14 protein-coding genes are annotated in these 19,342 nt (G+C 69.1%); 2 read left to right on the top strand and 12 right to left on the bottom strand.

Going from position 1 to position 19,342, the window contains the following annotated elements:
* Positions 1-3,285 carry a LamG-like jellyroll fold domain-containing protein gene (locus tag LQ566_RS10865; protein ID WP_231091721.1) on the top strand — a complete coding sequence of 1,095 codons (3,285 nt, stop codon included), beginning with the start codon at positions 1-3 and terminating at the stop codon, positions 3,283-3,285.
* An 80-nt stretch (positions 3,286-3,365) separates the two neighbouring features.
* Here LQ566_RS10865 and LQ566_RS10860 read toward each other — a convergent pair whose 3' ends face one another.
* The 5 genes from LQ566_RS10860 to LQ566_RS10840 all read right to left on the bottom strand — a co-directional run bounded on the left by LQ566_RS10860 (position 3,366) and on the right by LQ566_RS10840 (position 10,452).
* Positions 3,366-4,124 (bottom strand): SDR family NAD(P)-dependent oxidoreductase, encoded by a 759-nt coding sequence (locus LQ566_RS10860; protein ID WP_231091720.1) that lies wholly within the window; start codon positions 4,122-4,124, stop codon positions 3,366-3,368.
* 25 nt (positions 4,125-4,149) lie between these two features.
* The gene (locus LQ566_RS10855; protein ID WP_231091719.1) at positions 4,150-5,346 is read right to left on the bottom strand and encodes an ATP-NAD kinase family protein; all 1,197 of its coding nucleotides are present in this window, start codon (positions 5,344-5,346) and stop codon (positions 4,150-4,152) included.
* Positions 5,346-6,938, bottom strand: coding sequence for an aminomethyl-transferring glycine dehydrogenase subunit GcvPB (gene gcvPB, locus LQ566_RS10850; RefSeq protein ID WP_231091718.1), 1,593 nt, complete (start codon positions 6,936-6,938; stop codon positions 5,346-5,348). The genes LQ566_RS10855 and gcvPB overlap by 1 nt, the downstream gene beginning before the upstream one ends.
* 13 nt (positions 6,939-6,951) lie before the next feature.
* Positions 6,952-8,322: an aminomethyl-transferring glycine dehydrogenase subunit GcvPA gene (gene gcvPA, locus LQ566_RS10845; RefSeq protein WP_231091717.1), complete on the bottom strand. Its 1,371-nt coding sequence runs from the start codon at positions 8,320-8,322 to the stop codon at positions 6,952-6,954.
* Between the two features lie 72 nt (positions 8,323-8,394).
* Complete coding sequence (locus LQ566_RS10840) at positions 8,395-10,452, bottom strand: beta-galactosidase (protein ID WP_231091716.1); 2,058 nt, start codon at positions 10,450-10,452, stop codon at positions 8,395-8,397.
* A 131-nt stretch (positions 10,453-10,583) separates the two neighbouring features.
* Between LQ566_RS10840 and LQ566_RS10835 the strand changes: the two genes are divergently transcribed.
* The gene (locus LQ566_RS10835) at positions 10,584-11,240 is read left to right on the top strand and encodes a GntR family transcriptional regulator (protein ID WP_231091715.1); all 657 of its coding nucleotides are present in this window, start codon (positions 10,584-10,586) and stop codon (positions 11,238-11,240) included.
* Positions 11,241-11,301: 61 nt separating this feature from the next.
* Here the strand turns inward: LQ566_RS10835 and LQ566_RS10830 are convergent, their stop codons facing one another.
* The 7 genes from LQ566_RS10830 to LQ566_RS10800 form a co-directional block, all read right to left on the bottom strand.
* On the bottom strand, positions 11,302-12,936 hold the full coding sequence (locus tag LQ566_RS10830; RefSeq protein ID WP_231091714.1) for an amylo-alpha-1,6-glucosidase: 1,635 nt from the start codon (positions 12,934-12,936) through the stop codon (positions 11,302-11,304).
* Positions 12,933-13,868, bottom strand: a complete 936-nt coding sequence (locus tag LQ566_RS10825) for a carbohydrate ABC transporter permease (protein ID WP_231091713.1) — start codon at positions 13,866-13,868, stop codon at positions 12,933-12,935. The genes LQ566_RS10830 and LQ566_RS10825 overlap by 4 nt, the downstream gene beginning before the upstream one ends.
* Positions 13,865-14,821 (bottom strand): carbohydrate ABC transporter permease, encoded by a 957-nt coding sequence (locus LQ566_RS10820; protein WP_231091712.1) that lies wholly within the window; start codon positions 14,819-14,821, stop codon positions 13,865-13,867. Before LQ566_RS10820 ends, LQ566_RS10825 begins: the two co-directional genes overlap by 4 nt.
* Entirely contained in the window at positions 14,821-16,119 is a 1,299-nt protein-coding gene (locus LQ566_RS10815; RefSeq protein ID WP_231091711.1) for an ABC transporter substrate-binding protein, read from the bottom strand. Before LQ566_RS10815 ends, LQ566_RS10820 begins: the two co-directional genes overlap by 1 nt.
* Positions 16,120-16,213: 94 nt before the next feature.
* A complete protein-coding gene (locus LQ566_RS17670; RefSeq protein ID WP_231091710.1) occupies positions 16,214-17,113 on the bottom strand; it encodes a carbohydrate ABC transporter permease in 900 nt (299 codons plus the stop codon).
* Positions 17,110-18,018 carry a carbohydrate ABC transporter permease gene (locus LQ566_RS10805; protein WP_231091709.1) on the bottom strand — a complete coding sequence of 303 codons (909 nt, stop codon included), beginning with the start codon at positions 18,016-18,018 and terminating at the stop codon, positions 17,110-17,112. Before LQ566_RS10805 ends, LQ566_RS17670 begins: the two co-directional genes overlap by 4 nt.
* A complete protein-coding gene (locus LQ566_RS10800) occupies positions 18,018-19,328 on the bottom strand; it encodes an ABC transporter substrate-binding protein (protein ID WP_231091708.1) in 1,311 nt (436 codons plus the stop codon). Before LQ566_RS10800 ends, LQ566_RS10805 begins: the two co-directional genes overlap by 1 nt.
* Positions 19,329-19,342 lie beyond the last annotated feature (14 nt).

Genomic DNA, 19,342 nt, shown 5'->3' with positions numbered 1-19,342 from the left:
ATGAGCGTGACACTCCACGGCACGCGACGCCGCGTGCTCGGTGCACTGGCGGCGACGGCGATCGCCACCGTGATGGCGGTGACGGGGCCCGCGGCATCGCCCGTCCAGGCCGCCGCCACGGTGACCCCTGTTGCCACCTACACCTTCGACGAAGACCAGGGCGCGGCCATCACGGACGTCTCCGGCAATGGACTGGATGCCAGCTGGGTCGGGACTCCTGCTTACACCTCGGGCGTGAGCGGCACAGCTGTGGCGGTCTCGTCCGGCAAGAACTATGTGAAGCTGCCGCTGGTGGCCGGCAAGACCGACGCCTCGGCGAGCTTCTCGTACACGTTCTGGATGCAGCTGCAGAGCCGCACGTCCTACGGCACCCTGATGAGCAACCAGAACTTCGTCTCGTGCAACAACGCGGGGATCACGCTCTACAACCAGACCACACCGGGCGTACTGCAGGCGTGCTGGGGACAGACTCCGGGCGGCACGAAGGAGTACCTGAACGGTGCGACGCCCAATCTGAAGGGCACCTGGCACCACGTCGCCGTCACGGTGGATCGCACGGCGAACCAGGTGAAGGTCTACACCGACGGCGCTCTCACGGCGACCTCTCCCGCGGGATACGTCACCGCGAACACCAGGTTCGCCAGCGGGCTGGCGTTCAACATCGGCGGCTTCAGCGGCAGCGAGACCGACTCCGCCGACGGGTACACGAACGCCCTCATCGACACGCTGAGCTTCTACAACGACGTCGTCCCCGCCTCTCAGGTGGCCGCGGACTACGCCGCGCAGAAGCCGCTGCAGTACACGATCGCCTTCGACGGCAACGGCGCGACCGGCGGCTCGACCGCGTCCCAGCAGCTGGTGGGCGGACAGACCGCGTCGCTGAACAAGAACGGTTTCACGCGCAACGGGTTCCTGTTCCAGGGGTGGGCGGCAACCCCCACCGGCCCGATCGTGTACGCCGATGCCGACAGCGTCACAGACCTTGCCGTCACCCCGGACGCCGTCGTCACCCTTTACGCGGTCTGGGCCGCGCGCCCCGCGACGACCGACGGTTCGACGCTCGCGAAGGGCTTCGTCTCGGGTGTGTTCCGCGCACCGACCGGCCGCGTCGGCGAATCCATCTCCCAGTCCGTGGCCGGGCTGTGGAACGGCCGAGCGCCGACGTTCACGAAGGCGGACGGGGACGACTGGCTGAACGTGAGTGCCGACGGAACCGTGACCGGAACGGTGCCGGCGGCGGCGGTCGACGTCCCGGGCTGGATCCTCGTGTCCGCGAGCGACGGAACCACCACCTCGCTGATCAGCGTGGAGGTGCCCGGCGTCGAGGCGGGTGCTCCGGTGGCGCTGGATGCCGTCACCTGGAATCTGTGGGACGGCGGGTCACACGTGGATGATGCCCGTCTGAAGAACCTCGCGGTCATCGCCGAGAACGGCTTCGATGTGATCGGGGTGCAGCACGACGGCGGCTCCGGTGCGTCACAGCTGGCCGCAGCCCTCGGATGGCACGCCCTGGAGGGCCCGGGTGACACCGGCATCCTCTCCCCGTATCCGCTGACGGCCGACACGGCGGCCGAGGAGGACGCCCCCGCCTTCGGCGCCACCGCCGACGTGCTCGGACAGGACGTCCGCGTCTGGAGCGTGGCTCTGGATGCCGGCGGCTACGGACCGGATGCCGCCTGTGACGCGTCCCCCGCCGATCCCGGCGCGCTCATCGCCGCAGAGCGTGCCACGCTCCGCTTCGCACAGACGGAGGCGGTGTCCCGCTCGCTGCGGGACGACCTCGCCGTTGCCGCGCGCACTCCGGTGATCGTCCTCGGCGATCTGCAGTCCCCGTCCGGCGCCGACTGGACGGATGCCACCGCGGACGCGCACTGTGTCACCGGTGGCGTGGACTGGCCGGTGCCGGCGGCCTTCGCCGCGGCCGGGCTGACCGACGCGTTCCGTCTCGCACACCCCGACGCGGCCGAGCGCGGCGACACGTGGTCGCCGATCATCGACACCCGGCCGAACGGCTCGCCGCAGCCGCAGGATCGCATCGACTACGTGCATTTCGCCGGCGCACCCCTCACCCTCGACGGCGCCAACACCGTGGTGGCCGGCTGGCCCTCGAAGACGAACGTGATCGGCAACGCGTGGGCGAGCAATCATCGCGCGGTGGTGGCGTCGTTCCGCCTCGGCGCACCCGCCTCTGCGGTCGCCGCGACCGCAGAGGATGCACAGGCCGCCACCGACGCAGGCGCAGCGGTCACGCTGTCGCCGGTGTTCTCGGCCGGAACCGAGCTGGGCGGGCTGCCCGCCACGGCTGAGCTCACCGTGACGCCCGCCGATCCCGCGGCGGGGACGTGGACGGTGTCGGGCTCCGACATCACGTTCATCCCCGCGGCAGCGATCACGGACGCCACGGTCACGGCGACCTACCTCGTGACCTCCAGCAACGGCACGACCGCTGAAGCGAACCTCACGGTCACGGTGACCTCGCCCGCGACGCCGGCCACCGCGAGCGCGAGCGCGGCGGACACCGAACCGGGTCGCGCGGTCGAGCTCGTCCTGACCTACTCCGCCGGCACACTCACCGGTGGCGCACCCGCGACCGCCACCGTGGCGATCCAGCCGGATGATCCGGCGCTTGGCCGCTGGGACCTCGCCGATACCGACGAGCCGGGGCCGTTCGCACGACTGCTTGCGCTCGTCGCGCAGGCCGGTGGACCCGATGTGCGCTCGCGGATCGTCGTGTTCACCCCGGCCGCGGGTGTGGCGGACGCGATCGCGACAGCCGTGTTCACGGTGTCGTCCTCCAACGGGACGACCGCGTCGAACACGGCCACGGTGACCGTCGGATCCCTGTCGCCGACGCCGACGGGGACACCGACGGAGGAACCGACGACGGAACCCACCACGGAACCGACAACGGAGCCGACCACGGAACCGACCGGAGAGCCCACGACGCAACCGACCGGGGAACCCACCACGGAACCCACGACGGAACCGACCGGGGAGCCCACCACGGAACCCACGACGGAACCGACCGGGGAACCCACCACGGAACCCACCGGCGAGCCCACGGGCGTTCCGACCACGGCACCCACAACGCAGCCCACGGATGCGCCGAGCAGCACCCCGCCCGTTCCCGGGTCCACGGGTCCGGTGGGACCGAGCGCGACACCCGATCTGCCGTCGACGGGCACGGACGCGTCGTCTCTCGCGTTTCCCACCGCGCTGGCCGCGCTCCTGCTCCTGATCGGAGCCCTGGCGGTGCGCGCTCGGGCGCGCACGCGCCGCGGCTGAGCAGCGGTCAACCGCGAAGGTCCGGGACATCCGCACGCGGGTGTCCCGGACCTTCGTCTTGCCGCACCGGCCGGGGGCGATCAGGCGATGCCGCCGCCATCCACCACCAGGGCGGAGCCGGTCACGTAGCTCGAATCATCGCTCGCGAGCCAGACCACGGCCTGCGCGATCTCGCGCGGCTCACCCATCCGGCGAAGGGGACGATCCGCCGCCTCGGCGAGGAACGCGTCGGTGTCCTCGCCCAGCTGGCGAGCCTCATCGCGCAGCATTCCCGTGTTCACGTCGCCCGGGTTCACCGAGTTCACGCGGATGCCGTCAGGCCCGTGGTCGATCGCGAGCGCGCGCGTCATGTTCACGACCGCGCCCTTGGAGGCGCAGTACGACAAGGCACGACCGCCGCCCTTGAGGCCCCATCCGGAACCGGTGTTCACGATCGAGCCGCCGCCGGCAGCGCGCATGATCGGCACCACGTGCTTGCACATCAGGTAGATCGCTCGCACGTTGACCCCGAAGACCAGGTCCCATTCGTCGACCTCGATCTCCTCCGCGGTGGAACGGCGGATGATGCCGGCGTTGTTGAACGCCACGTTCACGGTCCCGAACTCCGCAACGACGGTCTCGACCACGCGGCGGATGTCGGCTTCCTGCGACACGTCGGCGCCGATCGCGATCGCGGTGCCGCCCGCCGTGCGGATCTCGGCAGCCACGGCTTCCGCCGCCTCGCTGTTGAGATCGACGACGGCGACGTCGGCCCCCTCGGCCGCGAGCGCGAGACAGGTGGCTCGGCCGATGCCGCCGGCGCCACCGGTGACGATGGCCTTCTTGTTCTCCAGACGCATGGCGTTCCTTTCTGGTGGTTCCTGGTCAGGTTCGGGCGCCCTCGGGCGCCGAGACGGGGTAGATGCTGGTGGACGCTGCACCGGTGACGACCGGGACGAAGCCGGCGAGGCTCGCATCCAGCGTGGCATCCCCGGTGTCGACGATGAGCGGTGCGCCGTGCAGATCGATGAGTTTCTGCTCCGCGGCGACCACGAGGAGAGGATCCGGCCCGATACCGCGGAGGACGGCGGCGGACAACTGCTGGTTGCCGCGGCCGAGCAGGAAGCCCTGCCCGCCGATCACGGTGACGACGGCCTGTGCGGGCCCCGCCGCGACGATCTCGAGCAGGTCCCGTTCGCTCGCCCCGGCCAGCACGAGTGCGCCGTCGCGCACCACATCGACGCCGACCGGTGTGCCGACGATGCCGAGCTGGCGCGCGACCTCCCTCATGGTGCTGCCCGGGCCCAGCAGGTAGCTGACGCCCGGGCGCATCCGGGAAACCGCGCCGGCGGCGGCCGCTCGCACGGCCGCATGCTCATCGGCCGGACTCGCCGCCTTGCGGGCTTGGGTCCGCCCCGGCCGTACCGGAATCGGCAGGGTCGCGAACAGGCGCGGCCGGGTCTCGCCGCGGCGCAGCTCTTCTTCGTCCGCATCCAGCACATCGGCCTCGGACACGGGGAGTCCGCCCGATGCGACCCACTCGGCAGCGATGGCCCCGGCCGCGGCCGGCGAGACCGCGAAGGCGGCGGAGTACATCTTCACGCCCGCGGGAATCCCGAGCACCGCGAGAACCCCCTCAGCGGCGGAGAGGCCCCGCGTCGCGGGGTTGCTCCGGCGGGCAGGGGCTTCTCGCGAAGAGATCGGCGGGCCGAGGGCGGTCGCGATGTCCCGCGCCGTGCCGTCGCCCCCGGCGAACAGCAGCAGCGTGACGCCGGCGTCGCGCAGCGCGCCCACCGCCGAGACGGTGTCGGCGGCCGTGGACGGGGATCCGGCGGGGACGATCACCACGGGAGTGAGCCCGGCTTCGCGGACCGCATCCTCCCCCATCGCCCCGCCGATCGTGAGCACTCGGGTGTCGGGTGCCGCGGCCGCGAGCACGCGCAATGCGGCGACCGCCCGCGAGCCTGCCCGCGGGAGCGAGCCCACCGCGAGCGCCGCCTGCTGCACGCCGACCCCGTCGGAGCCGGCGAACCCGGCGGGCCCGCCGACGCCGGCGATGGGGTTGACGAGCAGACCGATCATCAGGCCGGCTGCGCGGACGCGGAGCGGTTCGCCTCGGGGTACTTCCGCAGGTACGCACGCCAGGTGATGGCCCAGCGGGACGGGTCGTCGAGCTCGTCGTGATGCGTGTGGTGCACGCTCTGGTTGTGCGGCGCGGTGCGCACGGTCTCCGTCGCTTCACGCGCTTCACGGGCGACCTCGGCCAGCACAGCGACGTACTCGTCGAGCTCCGCCATCGAGTACGACTCCGTCGGCTCGAGGGTGAACGGCTGCGGCACCACGTAGGGGTGGTGGCTGGTCCAGTAGTGCATGCCGAAGTCGGCGAGACGGATACCGATCTCCTCGGAGGTGACACCGGTCTGCTCGAACAGCTCCTGCCAGGAGTAGCGGACCTGCTCGATCCGGCGCCGGCCCGTCGCGTACGGAGCCGAAGCGCCGGGAATGCGGCGCACCTTCTCCAGCAGGTAGTTGTTGTTCAGTACCGCGATCTCCGCGACCGCCCGCAGCCCCTCGGCCCCCAGCGCCCGGATCCACAGGTAGGCGCGCGCGATGGTGGGGATCGGGCCGAAGGACGGACCGGTGTGACCGATCGACTGTTCTCCGGGCTCCACGATCACGAACCGGTCGCCCTCCTTCACCACGCGCGACCCGGGCAGGAACGGCGCCAGCGCCGCGGTCACGGCGTTCGCACCGCCACCGGGCCCTCCACAGCCGTGCGGAGCGCCGAAGGTCTTGTGCAGGTTGAAGTGGCAGACGTCGAAGCCCGCCTCGCGGGCCCGGGTGATGCCGAGGATGCCGTTAGCGTTGGCCTGGTCGTAGGACGCGAGCGCGCCCACCTCGTGCGCGGCGGCCACCCACTCCGCGATCTGCGGGTTGTAGATGCCGGTGTCCTCGGGGTTCGTGACCATGATGGCCGCGGTGCGCTCCGAGAGCGCAGCGCGCAGGGCCGCCAGGTCCGGATAGCCGTCGGCATCGGGGTACAGCGTGATGACGTCGTACCCCGCGGCCTTCGCCGCCGCTGCGTTGGAGGGATGGCTGAAGATCGTGGTGATCACCTCACGGCGCTGCTCGCCCTCGCCACGAGAGGCGTGATAGGCCCGGATCATCGCGATGTTCGCCCATATCGCTGCAGATCCTCCCTGGGTGTTCAGCGAGACCGCGTCCATCCCGCTCACCTCGGCGAGCGCCTCCTGAAGACCGTGGACGACGGCCAGCGCTCCCTGCACGTCAGCGGGGTCCTGCCGCGGATGCAGATCCTGGAGCTGAGGCACCGCGATCAGCTGGTCGTTGACCTTCGGGGCGTATTTCATCGTGCAGGTGCCCTGACCGATGTCCACGTTCAGATCGGCACCCAGGTTCTCCTGGGACAGACGCAGGTAGTGCTTGAGGACGCGCATCTGCCCCATCTCGGGGAGGGCGGGAGGCGTGGCACGGCGCAGCCCGTCGGGAAGGTCGGCGAGGACATCGCCCACGCGCTCACGGATGCCCGGCTCGATCGGGGAGACGAGCACACCCCGCTCTCCGGGGGCCGACAGCTCGAAGATGATCGGCTCGTCCCAGCGGGCCTGGTGGAAGCGGCGCAGCGCCGGCTTCGGTGCGATCGGCAGACTCATGCTCGCTGCTCCTTCACTCTGTGGTGGCCAGGCGCTCGAGCGCCGCGGCCAGGTGGTCGATGTCGGACTGCGGGGTGAGTTCGGTGACGCACACCAGCAGGAGGTGCTCGCCGACGGCGACGCCGGGTTCGAATCCGTCACGGCGCAGGGCGTCGATCACTCCCCGGGCGGTCAGTCCCGTGCCCGACAGGTCGAGCGTGAACTCGCGCAGGTGCAGGGCCCCGTCGCCGAGTTCGATGCCGGGGATGGCGGACAGCATGTCCTGCGCGTAGCGGGTGCGCGCCAGCAGGGACTCACCGAGCTCGGCCATGCCCTGCGGACCCATCAGCGCCAGGTACACCCCCGCGGCGATCCCCCAGAGGGCGGCAGCGGTGCCCACCCATTCCTTGCCCTCTTCGCGCAGCGCGAAGGAGGTGCGATCGTAGGCCACGTCGCCGAAGCCGTACTCCCCCGCAACATCGGTGGAGGCCAGCCCGAACAACCGCGACGGCATCTCCATGACGAAGCGCTCGTCGTCGTGCACGGCGATGAAGCCGCCGTGCGCCCCTCCGAACCACGCGTGCAGCCCAAGCGACTGGATGTCTCCGGCGACGATGTCCGCGCCCTGCTCCGCGGGCGGGGTGAGCACGCCGTATCCGATCGGATCCGTCCCGACCACCAGGAGGGCACCGGCTGCATGAGCCGCACGCGCGAGTTCCGGGAGCGCGGCCTCGACGGCACCGGTCACGCTGGGGGTCTCGACCCACACGGCCGCCGTGTCGGCATCGAGTGCGGCCGTGATCGCTGCGACGTCAGCCGTGCCGTCGGCGCGCGCCACGTCGACGAGCTCCAGGTGGGCCGAGACGAAGTCGGCGACCTTGCCGAGCTTCTCGGGCAGGACGTCGCTCGCCACGAGAACACGCGAACGTCCGGTGATGCGCCCCGCCATCGCGATGGCGGTGGCGGTGGCCTGGAACCCGTCGTAGGTCGGCACGTTCACGACATCCATCGCGAGCAGCTCAGCCATCAGCGACTGGTACTGGAACAGCGCCTGGAACCGGCCATGGTCCTCGTACGGCTCCCCCGCGTACGCGGTGAGGAACTCGCTGCGTCCGATCACCTCGTCCACGACGGCCGGGACGAAATGCGCGTAGGTGCCGTGGCCGAGGAAGCTGCGTCGCTCTCCCAGCGTCCGGTTGCGGCCGAGCAGGGTGCGGGCGTGACGGACGAGGTCCTGCTCGGCCGGCAACGCCTCCGGCAGGTCCAGCGGACGGTCCAACCGCAGCGCAGCGGGGATGTCGGCGTAGAAGTCCTCGACGGATTCGGCCCCGACCGCGGCGAGCATCGCCGCTTTCGTGGCCGGAGCCGTATTCGGAATGTAGGGGTGCACGAACGGTGTCGTCATCAGGTCCTTCATTCATCGTGCGTCCGGAGCGGACGTCGGTTCTGAGTCCGCGAACGGACGGGAGGGACGCGGTCAGTCCGCGAGGGTCAGGAAGGGAACGGGCCCGGTTCGAGGGGTGCGCAGCACTGCGACGCCGTACCGCTCGAGGGTGATGGCGCCCTCGCGAACCTCACCACCCAGCAGATCCACGGCTGCGGCCGGGACATTCACGCGCAGGGGCGTCGTACCGTGGTTGATCGCGAAGGTCCAGTCGGTGTCCTGGTCAGAGCGAGTGACCACATCCAGGTCACCGGCCGTGCGTTCGCGCACGGGGAGCTCCGCGTCGGACAGCACGGCGCGCATCACCGCACTCAGCCCGTCATCGTCAAGCATCGCCGACACGTACCAGGCAGAACCCGAGCCGTGGGAGTTGCGGGTGATGGCGGGGCGTCCCGCGAGTTCCCCGGTGCCGTACTGCGCGCGCACCTGCGTGGCTTCGCCGGCCTCGATCCACTCGCTCCAGTGCGCGACGCCGAGCGGTACCGCGTCGAACTGCACCTGCTCGGTGAGCCCGTCGGCGATGGGCCAGACTTCGTCCACCTCGATACCCAGCAGATCCCGGAGCGGGCCGGGAGCCCCGCCGGGGTGGACGGCCTCGTTCGGATCGACGACTCCGGAGAACGGCCCGACGGCCACGGTCCCGCCGGCGGCGACGAAGGCCTCCAATGCCCTGGCCTGCTCGTCCGTGGCCACGTAGAGGTTGGGCACGAGCACCACGTCGTAGCGGTCGAACGGCCCCGTGGCGCGAACCGCATCGACCGGCTGGCCGAGTACGAAGCTCGCCGCCGCCCACGCGCGCACCTGGCTCGCCCAGCTGAGCCGCTGGGACGGCAGCGATTCGATCGCCGTCTCGCCCCACCAGGAGTCCCAGTCCACGACGACCGCGACCCGGGCGCGCACCCGCGATCCGCGAATCTCCGCGAGCGCACGGAGCTCGCGTCCGAGTGCGCGCGTCTCGCGGAAAGTCCGCGAGCGCTCTCCGCGATGCCCGAGCATCGCGGAGTGGAACTTCTCCTGGCCGTACTGCGCCTGACGCCACTGGAAGAACATCGCCCCGTCGGATCCGTGGGCGATGGCCTGCAGGCTGTCCGAGCGCATCTTGCCCGGTGCCTTGGGAACATTCACGTCCCGCCAGCTGACGGCGCTGGCCGACTGCTCCAGCAGCAGCCAGGGAGCCCCGTCCTTGAGCGAGCGCATCAGTCCGTAGTTCAGGGCGGCGCCCCGGTGGGAGGTGGGATCGGCGGGGTCGGGGTAGGCGTCGTCCGTGACGATGTCCTCGGCCTCTGCGAAGCGCCAGTAGTCGAGCTCCCGGAACATGCTCATGAAGTTGGTGGTCACCGGGATATCGGGCGTGACCTCCCGCAGCACGTCCACCTCGGCGCGGAACAGCTCCAGCAGCGCATCCGAGGAGAACCGCTCGAAGTCCAGCAGCTGCGTGGGGTTGATCGGTCCCGGAGCCCGCTTGGGAGTCTCGATGTGTTCGAAGTCCGGATAGCGCTGGCCCCACACGCCCACACCCCAGGCCTGGTTCAGTGCCTCGATGGAGCCGTAGCGCTCGGCCAGCCATCGCCGGAAGTGCCGGTCGGATTCCGGGCACCAGCACCGTGCGGTGTGATCGCCGTACTCATTGGACACATGCCACATCACGACGGCCGGGTGAGTGCCGTAGCGCTCGGCCATCGCGCGTGCCATCCGGGCGACGTGCGCGCGCCAGATCGGCGACGAGGGGCAGTACACCTGACGGGAGCCGAAAGCCAGCGGCAGACCGCGGTCGTCCGACGGCATCATCTCGGGGTGGGCGCGCAGCAGCCAGGCCGGAGGCGTGGCCGTCGCCGTGGCGAGATCGATCGCGATGCCCCCCTGCCACAGCAGCTCGATGATCCGATCCAGCCAGCCCCACTCGAACTCCCCCGGGCGGACCTCCAGCTGCGGCCAGCTGAAGATCGGCAGGCTCACGATGTTGACGCCCGCGTCACGCATGAGACGGATGTCTTCGTGCCAGGTGGCCTCATCCCACTGATCGGGGTTGTAATCGCCACCGTAGGCGAGGCCGTCCAGCCGCAATCCACGGGCGGTGTGCTGCGTGCTCACGAGGGCTCCTCTCTGATGTCCTGTGCTCATCCTACCGTGCACTGTATTCTGTATACAAGATATTTTTGCTCCGAGATCGCCCGCCTGCCCGTAGGCTGGCGAGCGAAACGGGGTCATGCCGGAGGAGGAATATGGCCATCGAACGGAAGAACCTACGCTCGCAGGTGCGTGACGAACTGCTCGAGCGCATGCGCTCCGGCGCGGTCGCCCCCGGTGAGGGGATCAACGAGGTCCAGCTGGCCACGGAGCTCGGCGTGAGCCGCACCCCCTTGCGGGAGGCGCTGATCGCGCTGGAGAGCGAGGGGCAGATCACCAGCGAGAACGGCAAGGGTTTCCGCTTCGCGCCGTTCAGCGTTCAGGAGTTCCAGGATCTCGCACCGGTGATGGCCGCGTTGGAGAGCCTCGCACTGGAGCTGACCCCCGCCGAGGCCCTGCCGGCCCTCGGCGAGCGACTCGCCGCCCTGGCGGCGGAGTTCGACGCCGACGTGGCCGAGCACGGGCTGATCATCAAGAACGACGACCAGTGGCACGAGGTGATGCTCTCGGCCTGCCCCAACCGTCCGCTGCTCGATGTGATCGAGAGCGTGCGGGCATCCATCCACCGCTATGAGTCGCTGCTGGTGCCCGAAGGGGAGCTCGTCGGCCGCGTGGCGTCGGAGCACGCCGACATCGCGCGTCATCTGATCGCGGGTGACGTGGCCCAGGCCACCGCGGCGCTGCGCACCAACTGGATGAACGGGAACCGGCGCATCGCCGACAACGCATCCAGCCCCTACTTCAGCGCCTGACGAGGATTCGCACGCACACGGCTCTCCCGCCGGCTCCGAAACGGAGCCGGCGGGAGAGAGCTCAGCGACCGGTGAGGGCCACCGCATTGTCGATGAACAGCGCGGCGGACCAGGCGAAAGCCGTGGTCGCTCGTGGAGCCTTCTCCCCCGTCTCGGGATTGAAGTACTCGTGCGGGCCGCCGGCGTGGATGACGAGTGCGGCGATACGCTCACGGATCTCCCGCGCGAGCTCGGCACGACCGGATCGTTCCAGGCCCTCCGCGACCAGCAGCGTGGTGTTCACCCACACCGGCCCTCGCCACATGCGCGTGGGCGAATAGTCCGGATCCGACAGCGCCACGGTCGGGATGACCCACGGCGCGGCATACCGCGCGGGGTCCTCGATCGCGGCCACCAGTTCGGACACCACCGCCTCCGGCAGCGTTCCGGTGAACAGCGGGATCAGCCCCACCACGGTGTCACTGACGATCGGCTCACCCGCGCCCCAGGCCACGAACCGGCGCAGCTGGGGGTCCCACAGCCGCAGCAGGCGTTCCGCCGTGCGATCGGCGCGCCGGCGCAGTTCCTCGGTGTCCGCGGCTTCCGGCGCGTATCGATCCCAGAGGTCTGCGAGCTCCCGATCCTGCTGGACCAGGTACGCCGCGAGGTCCGGGGCCGTGGTGGGGATGGGCCCGTCGAACACCGGGCTGTCGTCCAGGCCGGAGGAGTACGGGTGGCCGTACTCCGGGAGCCCGTCGTGGTCCAGGTCGCTGTCGCGCAGCCACCACTCCTGACTGGCCGCCACCACGGGAAGGACACGTCGCGCCCACTGCGGATCGTCCTCGGCCTCCAGCACCGCGCGCACCGCCCATGCCGCCAGCGGCGGCTTGGTGAGCGGCACCGGTGCGGTGGGATCGGCGATCGCGGAGCCCGCACGACGCAGGTTCTCACGATCGCCTTCGGGCAGGTCGTCGCTGGAGGCCAGCACGCCGTGCTCGTGGACAACGTCCGGCAGCTGGCCGGTGGGCGCCGGAAAGGCGAACACGATGTCCAGCTGCTCGCGCGCGAGGGCCGGGTCGCCGTGTCGCAGCCCGCGCGCGATGAAGTAGGCGTCCCACTGCCAGGCGCCGACGTAGCCGATCTTCGACGGCACGACGGCACGCGAGCCCGGCATGCTCGGGATCTCCACGATGTTCGCTCCCAGCACCCACCAGCAGAACGCGGCCATCTCCTGCAGGTCGTCGCGCACGACCGGAAGCTTTGCGAACCAGCCGTCCCACGCCGCCTGCGTGGCGGCGAGCGCCGCATCGTGAGCATCGGCGGCGGACAGCCGCAGCGAGCGATCCGTGCCGATCGCGATGCGCAGACCGGCGGAGCCGTCGTGTTCGACCCTCTCCCCCGCCTCGGTCACCGCCACGATGCCGGCGCCGCCGCGCAGCGACAGGGCACCGGCGCCGTCGAACGTCAGTGTGGCCGCCCCGCCGCCGAACTCGATGCGATCCACGCGAACCGCGGTGATCGGCAGCGCGGCGCCTGCCCCGTCGTGCACCAAGAGGCTCTGGAGGACACGGCACTCGTCGCGACTGCGCTCGTACTCCGAGGTGTGCACACTCACGGCGTCCTCGCCACGACGGAACACCATGATCCGCGACGAGGGCAGCGTGAACGGTGCGCGATCCAGATCCAGCAGACGCGCCGCGAGATCGGCGGCGCTCATCGCCCACCCAGCCCGGACGCGGCCATGCTGTTGAGGATCCGGCGCTGACCGATGACGAACGCGATCAGCATGGGCACCGTGGCGATCGCCGACGCCGCCATCACGAGTCCGTAGTTCACCGACCCGAACTGACCGCGGAAGCTGGAGAGCAGCAGCGGCACCGTGAACAGGTCCGGGGTGTTCAGCAGCACGAGCGGGAACAGGAAGCTGTTCCAGACGTCCAGCGCCACGATGATGCTGAGTGCACCGAGGCCCGGCTTGAGGTTGGGCAGGATCACGCTCCAGAAGGTCCGCCACCGACCGGCGCCGTCGACCACCGCCGCCTCTTCCAGCTCCTTCGGCAGCGCGAGCACGAACTGACGCATCAGGAACACCGCGAACGGGTTGACGAGCATCGCCGGCACCAGCAGCGCCAGATGGGAGTCCACCCACCCCAGCTGAGCCATCAGCAGGTAGAACGGAATGAGCGTGACCTGCTTGGGGATCATCTGCGTGGCCAGGAACAGCACGAAGATCACCTTCGAGCCCCGGAACCGGATGCGTGCGAACGCGTAGCCGGCCATCGAGGCGGTGAGCAGCGTCCCGATCACCGACAGCACGCAGATGTAGATGCTGTTGAGGTACGCCTGTGCGAACGGCATGGCGTTCCACGACTCGGCGTAGTTGCTGAACGTCCACGGGTCCGGAAGGAGCTCAAGCGGACGCCGCAGCAGTTGCGGCAGCGTCTTGAACGAGGTCAGCAGCATCCACAGGAACGGCGCCACCATCGCGATGCCGCCGAGGGCGAGCAGCGTGTGCAGGATGATCGTGGAGGCGCGTCGGCGGGTGCCGCTTCCCTTGCGGGCGCGGCGCGCGAAACCGGGCGCCGTGATGGTCATCGTGGCGTCCTCGGGGCGGGTGGGGCGCGCGAGGGTGGGCGCGGTCTCGGTCATGATGCCTCGTCCTCGTAGTGCACGAACTTCTTCTGGGCGGCGAACTGCAGCGCCGTGATGATCAGCGTCAGAATCAGCAGGATCACCGATGCCGCGCTGGACAGCCCGAACTGGAACTTCCCGAAGCCGAGGTCGTAGATGTGGTACACGATCGTCCGCGTCGCGTTGTCCGGCCCCGCATCGGAGGTCAGGATGAAGACGGTGTCGAAGGTCTGCAGCGACGAGATGAACGCGATGATCGAGGAGAAGAAGACGATCGGCGACAGCAGCGGCAGGCGGATGTTGAGGAACAGTCGCACGGGTCCGGCACCGTCGAGCTTGGCGGCTTCGATCACCGAAGGCGAGATGTTCTGGAGGCCCGCCAGGAAGATGATCACGTTGAGACCGAGCGACGACCAGATGGTCACGATGCACACCGCGATGAGCGCCAGGCGGGGGTCGCCCAGCCAGTCCGGCGGGGTGATGCCGAAGACGGCGCCGATCGCGCTGGAGAGCATCCCGTCGGCGCGGAAGATCTGCTGCCAGATCATCGCGACCGCCACCGTCGAGGTGACCACCGGCGCGAAGAACATCACCAGGTAGAGGGTGCGCGTGCGCAGCTTCTCCAGCGCCACCGCGACGATCACCGCCAGCAGCAGGCCGATCGGGACCGTGATGATCGCGATCAGCAGCGTGTTGACGATTGCCTTGCCGAGGAGCGGGTCGGCGAGCTGGGTGGTGAAGTTGTCCAGTCCCACCCACTCGAGCGCGGTGAGGCCGTCCCACTTCGCGAAGGCGAGCACCAGGCTCGCCAGGAACGGCAGCAGGATGAACAGCGCCATGCCCGCCACCTGCGGCGCGATGAAGACGTATCCCCATCGCCGATCACGACGCCGCCACCGCGGCTCGCGCCGCGGGGCGGGGGTCGCACCGGAAGCGACGGCTCCCGGTGCGACCTGCCCGATGCTGCTCATCACTTCGCGGCTTCCACCTTGGCGGCGACCTCGTCGAGCGTCTCCTGCGCAGACTGCTTGCCCTGGTAAAGCTTCAGGAAGATGTCCGAGACCTCGGTGGACAGACCCGGCACCGTCGCCTCGGTCGGATAGTCCTCGAAGCCGATGTCGCGCATGTCGAGGAAGGTCTGGGCGTGCGCGGGGTAGTCACCTTCGAGCACCACCTCGTCGGCGCCCTTGATCGAAGGAACCGCGTTGCCGCCGCCCTGCAGGCGGAAGACCTGACCCTCGGCGGAGAGGAACTCCGTCCAGAAGGTGAAGGCGGCGTCCTTGTTCTTGGTGGCCTTATTGATGGCCAGGTAGCTCACCGCGACGCCGGTGGGCGCGGCCTTGCCGTCCGGAGTCGGCCAGCGAACGATGTCGTACGCCTCGGTATCACCGGCGGACTTCACGGTTCCGATCGTGTACCGCCCCTGCACGAAGAAGCCGGACTTGTGGCTGACGAACACGCTGTCCGCACCCGCACCCTCCGGAAGGGTGTCGGCCACGACGAAGCGGCCGTCCTGGAAGTAGTCGCCGAGCGTCTGGACCGCGTCGACCGTCTTCTTGTCGCTGTTCGCCACGAACGCACCGGAATCGTCGAACGCCGTGCCGCCCTGCGCGGAGATCCAGCTGTAGTGGGTCGCCCAGTAGTTCCAGAACATCGACCCCGTGAGCCCTGCCGCCTTGAGCTTGTCGTTCATGGCGAGGAAGGTCTCCGTGGTCCACTTGTCGGCTGCGGCGAGTTCAGCCGGGTCCTCGGTGATACCGGCGGCGCGGAGGGCTTCCTTGTCGTACCAGAGCACGTCCGGGTTGGAGTCGTTGGGCGCGGCGTAGTACTCACCGTCGCGCTCTGCGGCGCCGAACAGTCCGGGGAAGAAGTCGTCGGGCTTGGTCTTGCTGTCCGCGCTGTTCATGAGGTCCGTGAGCGGCATGAGCACGTCGGAACTCACGAACTGGCCGATCTTGTCGTCCCCGATGTAGAAGACGTCCGGAGCTGTGCGGCTGGTGAGCTGTGCCAGCAGCTTGGAGTGGTAGTCGCCGTATCCAGCCACCGGCTGCAGCTTCACCGTGATGTCGGGGTGGCGCTCCATGAACTCCTTGTTGAATTCCTCGTAGCGCGTGAGCTCCTCCGGGGTGCCCCACGTGGACCAGACCACCGTCTTGCCGTCGGACGCTCCGCCGGCGTTGCCGCCCGAGCATGCGGTGACGCCGAACACGACCGCGGCGACGGCGGCGATGGCGCCGATGCGGCGCGTTGTCGTGGTGAATCGGGCCATGGCCCTACCTCTTTCTCTTCGTTGCGAAAGGCGACGCGTCGGATGAACGTCCATATCGTATTTTGTATACAGAATGCGCCGATGTCAATGGCGATCAGCCCTTGACCGCCCCGCCCAGCAGTCCCGCGACGAACTGCTTCTGGAAGATGAGGAACAGCAGCATCAGCGGGATCGTGGCCAGCAGTGAGCCGAGCATCAGTCCGGAGTAGTCCACCCGCGACATGCCGATCATCGTGTTCAGCGCCACCGGCACGGTGTAGTTGTCCTCCGTGTTCAGCATGAGCAGCGGCCAGATGAACGAGTTCCACTGGCTGATGAAGGTGTAGATCACCAGCGCGGCGATCTGGGGCTTCGCGATCGGCAGCACGATCCGGTAGAACGTCTTTAGCTCGCCGGCGCCGTCGATACGAGCGGCCTCGATGAGCGAGGCCGGGAAGTCGAGGAACCCCTGCCGCATCAGGAAGATGCCGAACGCGTTGGCTAGGAACGGCAGGATCACCGCCTGATAGGTATCGATCAGTCCTGCCGACGCCATGATCTGGAACAGCGGAACGAGCAGCACCTGCATCGGGATCATCATCGTCACGAGGATGACGCCGAGCAGCACGCCGCGCCCCCGGAACCGATAGGTCGCCAGCCCGTAGCCGCACATGATGGAGATCAGAGAGCTGAACACCGTGTAGACGATGGCGATGCCCAGGCTGTTGACCATCACGCGACTGAAGTGCACCTCGCTCTCCAGGCGCGCCAGGTTCTCCCAGAGATCCCCGCCGGGCAGTACGGGCAGCGGTGTCCCGAAAAGGGCCGAGGTGGGATGGGTGGAGGCGATGATCATCCAGAGGAACGGGATGATCGAGATCACCGAGGCGATGATCAGCAGCACATATCCGGGCACATGCGCGAGCGCGCGGGCCAGCCGGGAGCCGCTTCCCGCCGGCCGCGTGCGCGGTGTGCGCCCGCCGGTGACGATGCGCTGTGTGACGAGCTGGGTCACGGCTTCTCCCTCATGATGCGGAACTGGATGACGGCGATGATCGCGGTGAGGACCACGAGCATCCAGGCGATCGCGGACGCGTAGCCGAAGTCGAACTGACGGAAACCCACCTTGTAGAGGTAGAGCACCGGCGTGAGGGTGGCATCGTTCGGACCTCCCTGGGTGAGGATGTAGTTCTCGTCGAACAGCTGCAGCGCGCCGATCGTCGAGGTCACCGAGGTGAAGATGAGAACCGGCCGCAGCTGCGGCAGCACCACGTGCCAGAACGTCTGCCACTTGCCCGCGCCGTCGATCCGGGCCGCCTCGTACAGCTCGGCGGGGACCGCCTGCAGTCCCGCGAGGATGATGACCATGTTGTAGCCGGTCCACCGCCAGGTGATCGCCGCGATCACGGCGACCTTGGCCCACCACTCGTTGTTCAGCCAGTCCACCGGAGCGATGCCGAACACTCCGATGATCTGGTTGACGGCGCCGCCGTCGGTCGTCAGCAGCACCCGGAACACCACCGAGTAGGCGACGAGTGTGGTGACGGCCGGCAGGAAGGTGAGGAGGCGGAAGCCGGAGCGGAACCGCAGCCACGACTGGTTGAGCAGGTACGCCAGACCGACCGCGAGCGCGATCATGACGGGCACCTGGAGCACCAGGATGATGCCGGCGTTCAGCAGGCTCTTACCCACGAGCGGATCGCGGAAGAGGCGCACGTACTGCTCGACGCCGACGAAGGTGGACTCTCCTCCGGCCGTCTGGAAGAAGCTCTGCCAGAGTGACGCGATCAGCGGATAGGCGAAGAAGATGCCGAGCAGAGCGGCCGCCGGCAGGACGAACCAGACACCCGCGCGCTGGGGGCGCCAGCGGCGCCCCGCTCCGCGCCCCCGGCGCGAAACGGGGGCCGGGATGCTCGCCATCACGGCTGCGCGATCTCGCGTCCGGTGGCCGTGGCCAGCTGCTGTGCCGCATCGGCGAGCACGCTCTTCGGGTCCGCTCCGTTCAGCACGGCGGCCGTCACGGCGTTGGCGACGATGTCCGTTGCCTGCGCGCTGTCGGAGGTGTAGACGATCGGCGGGATCTGGGCCGTCAGCTCGGCGAAGGTCTCGTACACGGGCGCACCGCCGAAGTACTCCACCGGCTGCTGGAAGTAGTCGGACTGCAGGGCGGGCAGGTAGGCGGGGAACAGTCCCTCCTCCTTCATCATCGACACCTGGTTGTCGGTGTCGGCGAGTGCGTACTTCACGAAGGCAGCGGCCAGGTCGGGATTCTTTGCCTGCGTCGGGATGGCGAGGCCCGATCCCCCGCTGTTCGAGGTGCGCACGCCTCCCGCGTCGAACGCCGGGAGGGGCAGCACTCCGTAGGATCCGGCGAGCTCCGGGGCATCGCCCTGCAGCGTGCCGATCCACCACACCGCCTCGGGCGTGACCGCGGAATCGCCGTCCTTGGCGCTGGTCACGCGTCCATCCCAGCCGCGGACGTTCTTGATGAGACCGGCGGCGTTCATCTCCGTCATCATCGTGAGCACGCGGACGGCCTCCGGCGAGTCGATCGTGATCTCGCCCTCGGCATTGAAAAGCCCCTGGCCCAACTGCTGCAGGTACATCTGGAATCCGCCGCCGGTGGACAGGTCCGTGGACAGGAGCGTGTGTCCGGTCTTGTCCTTGATGGTCTTGCCCAGGGCGATCAGATCGTCCCAGGTCTCGGCCGTGGACAGGTCGACACCGGCGGCCTCGGCGTAGTCAGTGCGGTAGAACAGCGCGACGGTGCCGGAGTCCCACGGCGCGATGCGCAGCGACCCCTCGTCGTTCGATCCGACACTCCACTTGAAGGGGTCGAAGTCGGCCTTCTGCTCCCCCAGCACGGGGGTCAGGTCGGTGAGCCCCTTCGGGAACTGGGTGATGTATCCCGGGGCGGCATCCGATTCGATGGTGATCACGTCCGGAAGACCGGTGCCCGCCTGCAGCCCGACGGAGATCTTGTCGTAGGCGTTGTCATAGCCCACGTCCACCACCTTCACCGTGGTGCCCGGGTGCTCCGCCTGGAAGGACTCGGCGATCCGCGTGAGCGCGGTGGCGCCGACGTCCCACGACCAGACGGTGATTTCGCCGGACACCTCCGCGTCGGCGTTCAGGGTGGCACCGGCGCTGCCGCCACCACCGCCCATGGCACATCCGGACAGGGACAGGGTGAGCGCTGCTCCGAGAGCGATCGCGGACCGCATCTTCATGGGGGGACTCCTTT

It is taken from the genome of Microbacterium nymphoidis (genome assembly GCF_021044885.1).
GTDB lineage: Bacteria > Actinomycetota > Actinomycetes > Actinomycetales > Microbacteriaceae > Microbacterium > Microbacterium nymphoidis.
Note: the sequence above shows the minus strand (reverse complement) of the source record. Positions and strands in the feature narration are given on the sequence as shown.

Excerpts from the sequence above, each read along its gene's own strand:
- LQ566_RS10820 (WP_231091712.1), bottom strand. The coding sequence starts at position 14,821 with ATGAGCAGCATCGGGCAGGTCGCACCGGGAGCCGTCGCTTCCGGTGCG.
- LQ566_RS10805 (WP_231091709.1), bottom strand. The coding sequence starts at position 18,018 with ATGGCGAGCATCCCGGCCCCCGTTTCGCGCCGGGGGCGCGGAGCGGGG.
- LQ566_RS10800 (WP_231091708.1), bottom strand. The coding sequence starts at position 19,328 with ATGAAGATGCGGTCCGCGATCGCTCTCGGAGCAGCGCTCACCCTGTCC.
- LQ566_RS10830 (WP_231091714.1), bottom strand. The coding sequence starts at position 12,936 with ATGAGCGCCGCCGATCTCGCGGCGCGTCTGCTGGATCTGGATCGCGCA.
- gcvPA (WP_231091717.1), bottom strand. The coding sequence starts at position 8,322 with ATGACGACACCGTTCGTGCACCCCTACATTCCGAATACGGCTCCGGCC.
- LQ566_RS10865 (WP_231091721.1), top strand. The coding sequence starts at position 1 with ATGAGCGTGACACTCCACGGCACGCGACGCCGCGTGCTCGGTGCACTG.
- LQ566_RS10835 (WP_231091715.1), top strand. The coding sequence starts at position 10,584 with ATGGCCATCGAACGGAAGAACCTACGCTCGCAGGTGCGTGACGAACTG.
- LQ566_RS10860 (WP_231091720.1), bottom strand. The coding sequence starts at position 4,124 with ATGCGTCTGGAGAACAAGAAGGCCATCGTCACCGGTGGCGCCGGCGGC.
- gcvPB (WP_231091718.1), bottom strand. The coding sequence starts at position 6,938 with ATGAGTCTGCCGATCGCACCGAAGCCGGCGCTGCGCCGCTTCCACCAG.
- LQ566_RS10855 (WP_231091719.1), bottom strand. The coding sequence starts at position 5,346 with ATGATCGGTCTGCTCGTCAACCCCATCGCCGGCGTCGGCGGGCCCGCC.
- LQ566_RS10825 (WP_231091713.1), bottom strand. The coding sequence starts at position 13,868 with ATGACCGAGACCGCGCCCACCCTCGCGCGCCCCACCCGCCCCGAGGAC.
- LQ566_RS10815 (WP_231091711.1), bottom strand. The coding sequence starts at position 16,119 with ATGGCCCGATTCACCACGACAACGCGCCGCATCGGCGCCATCGCCGCC.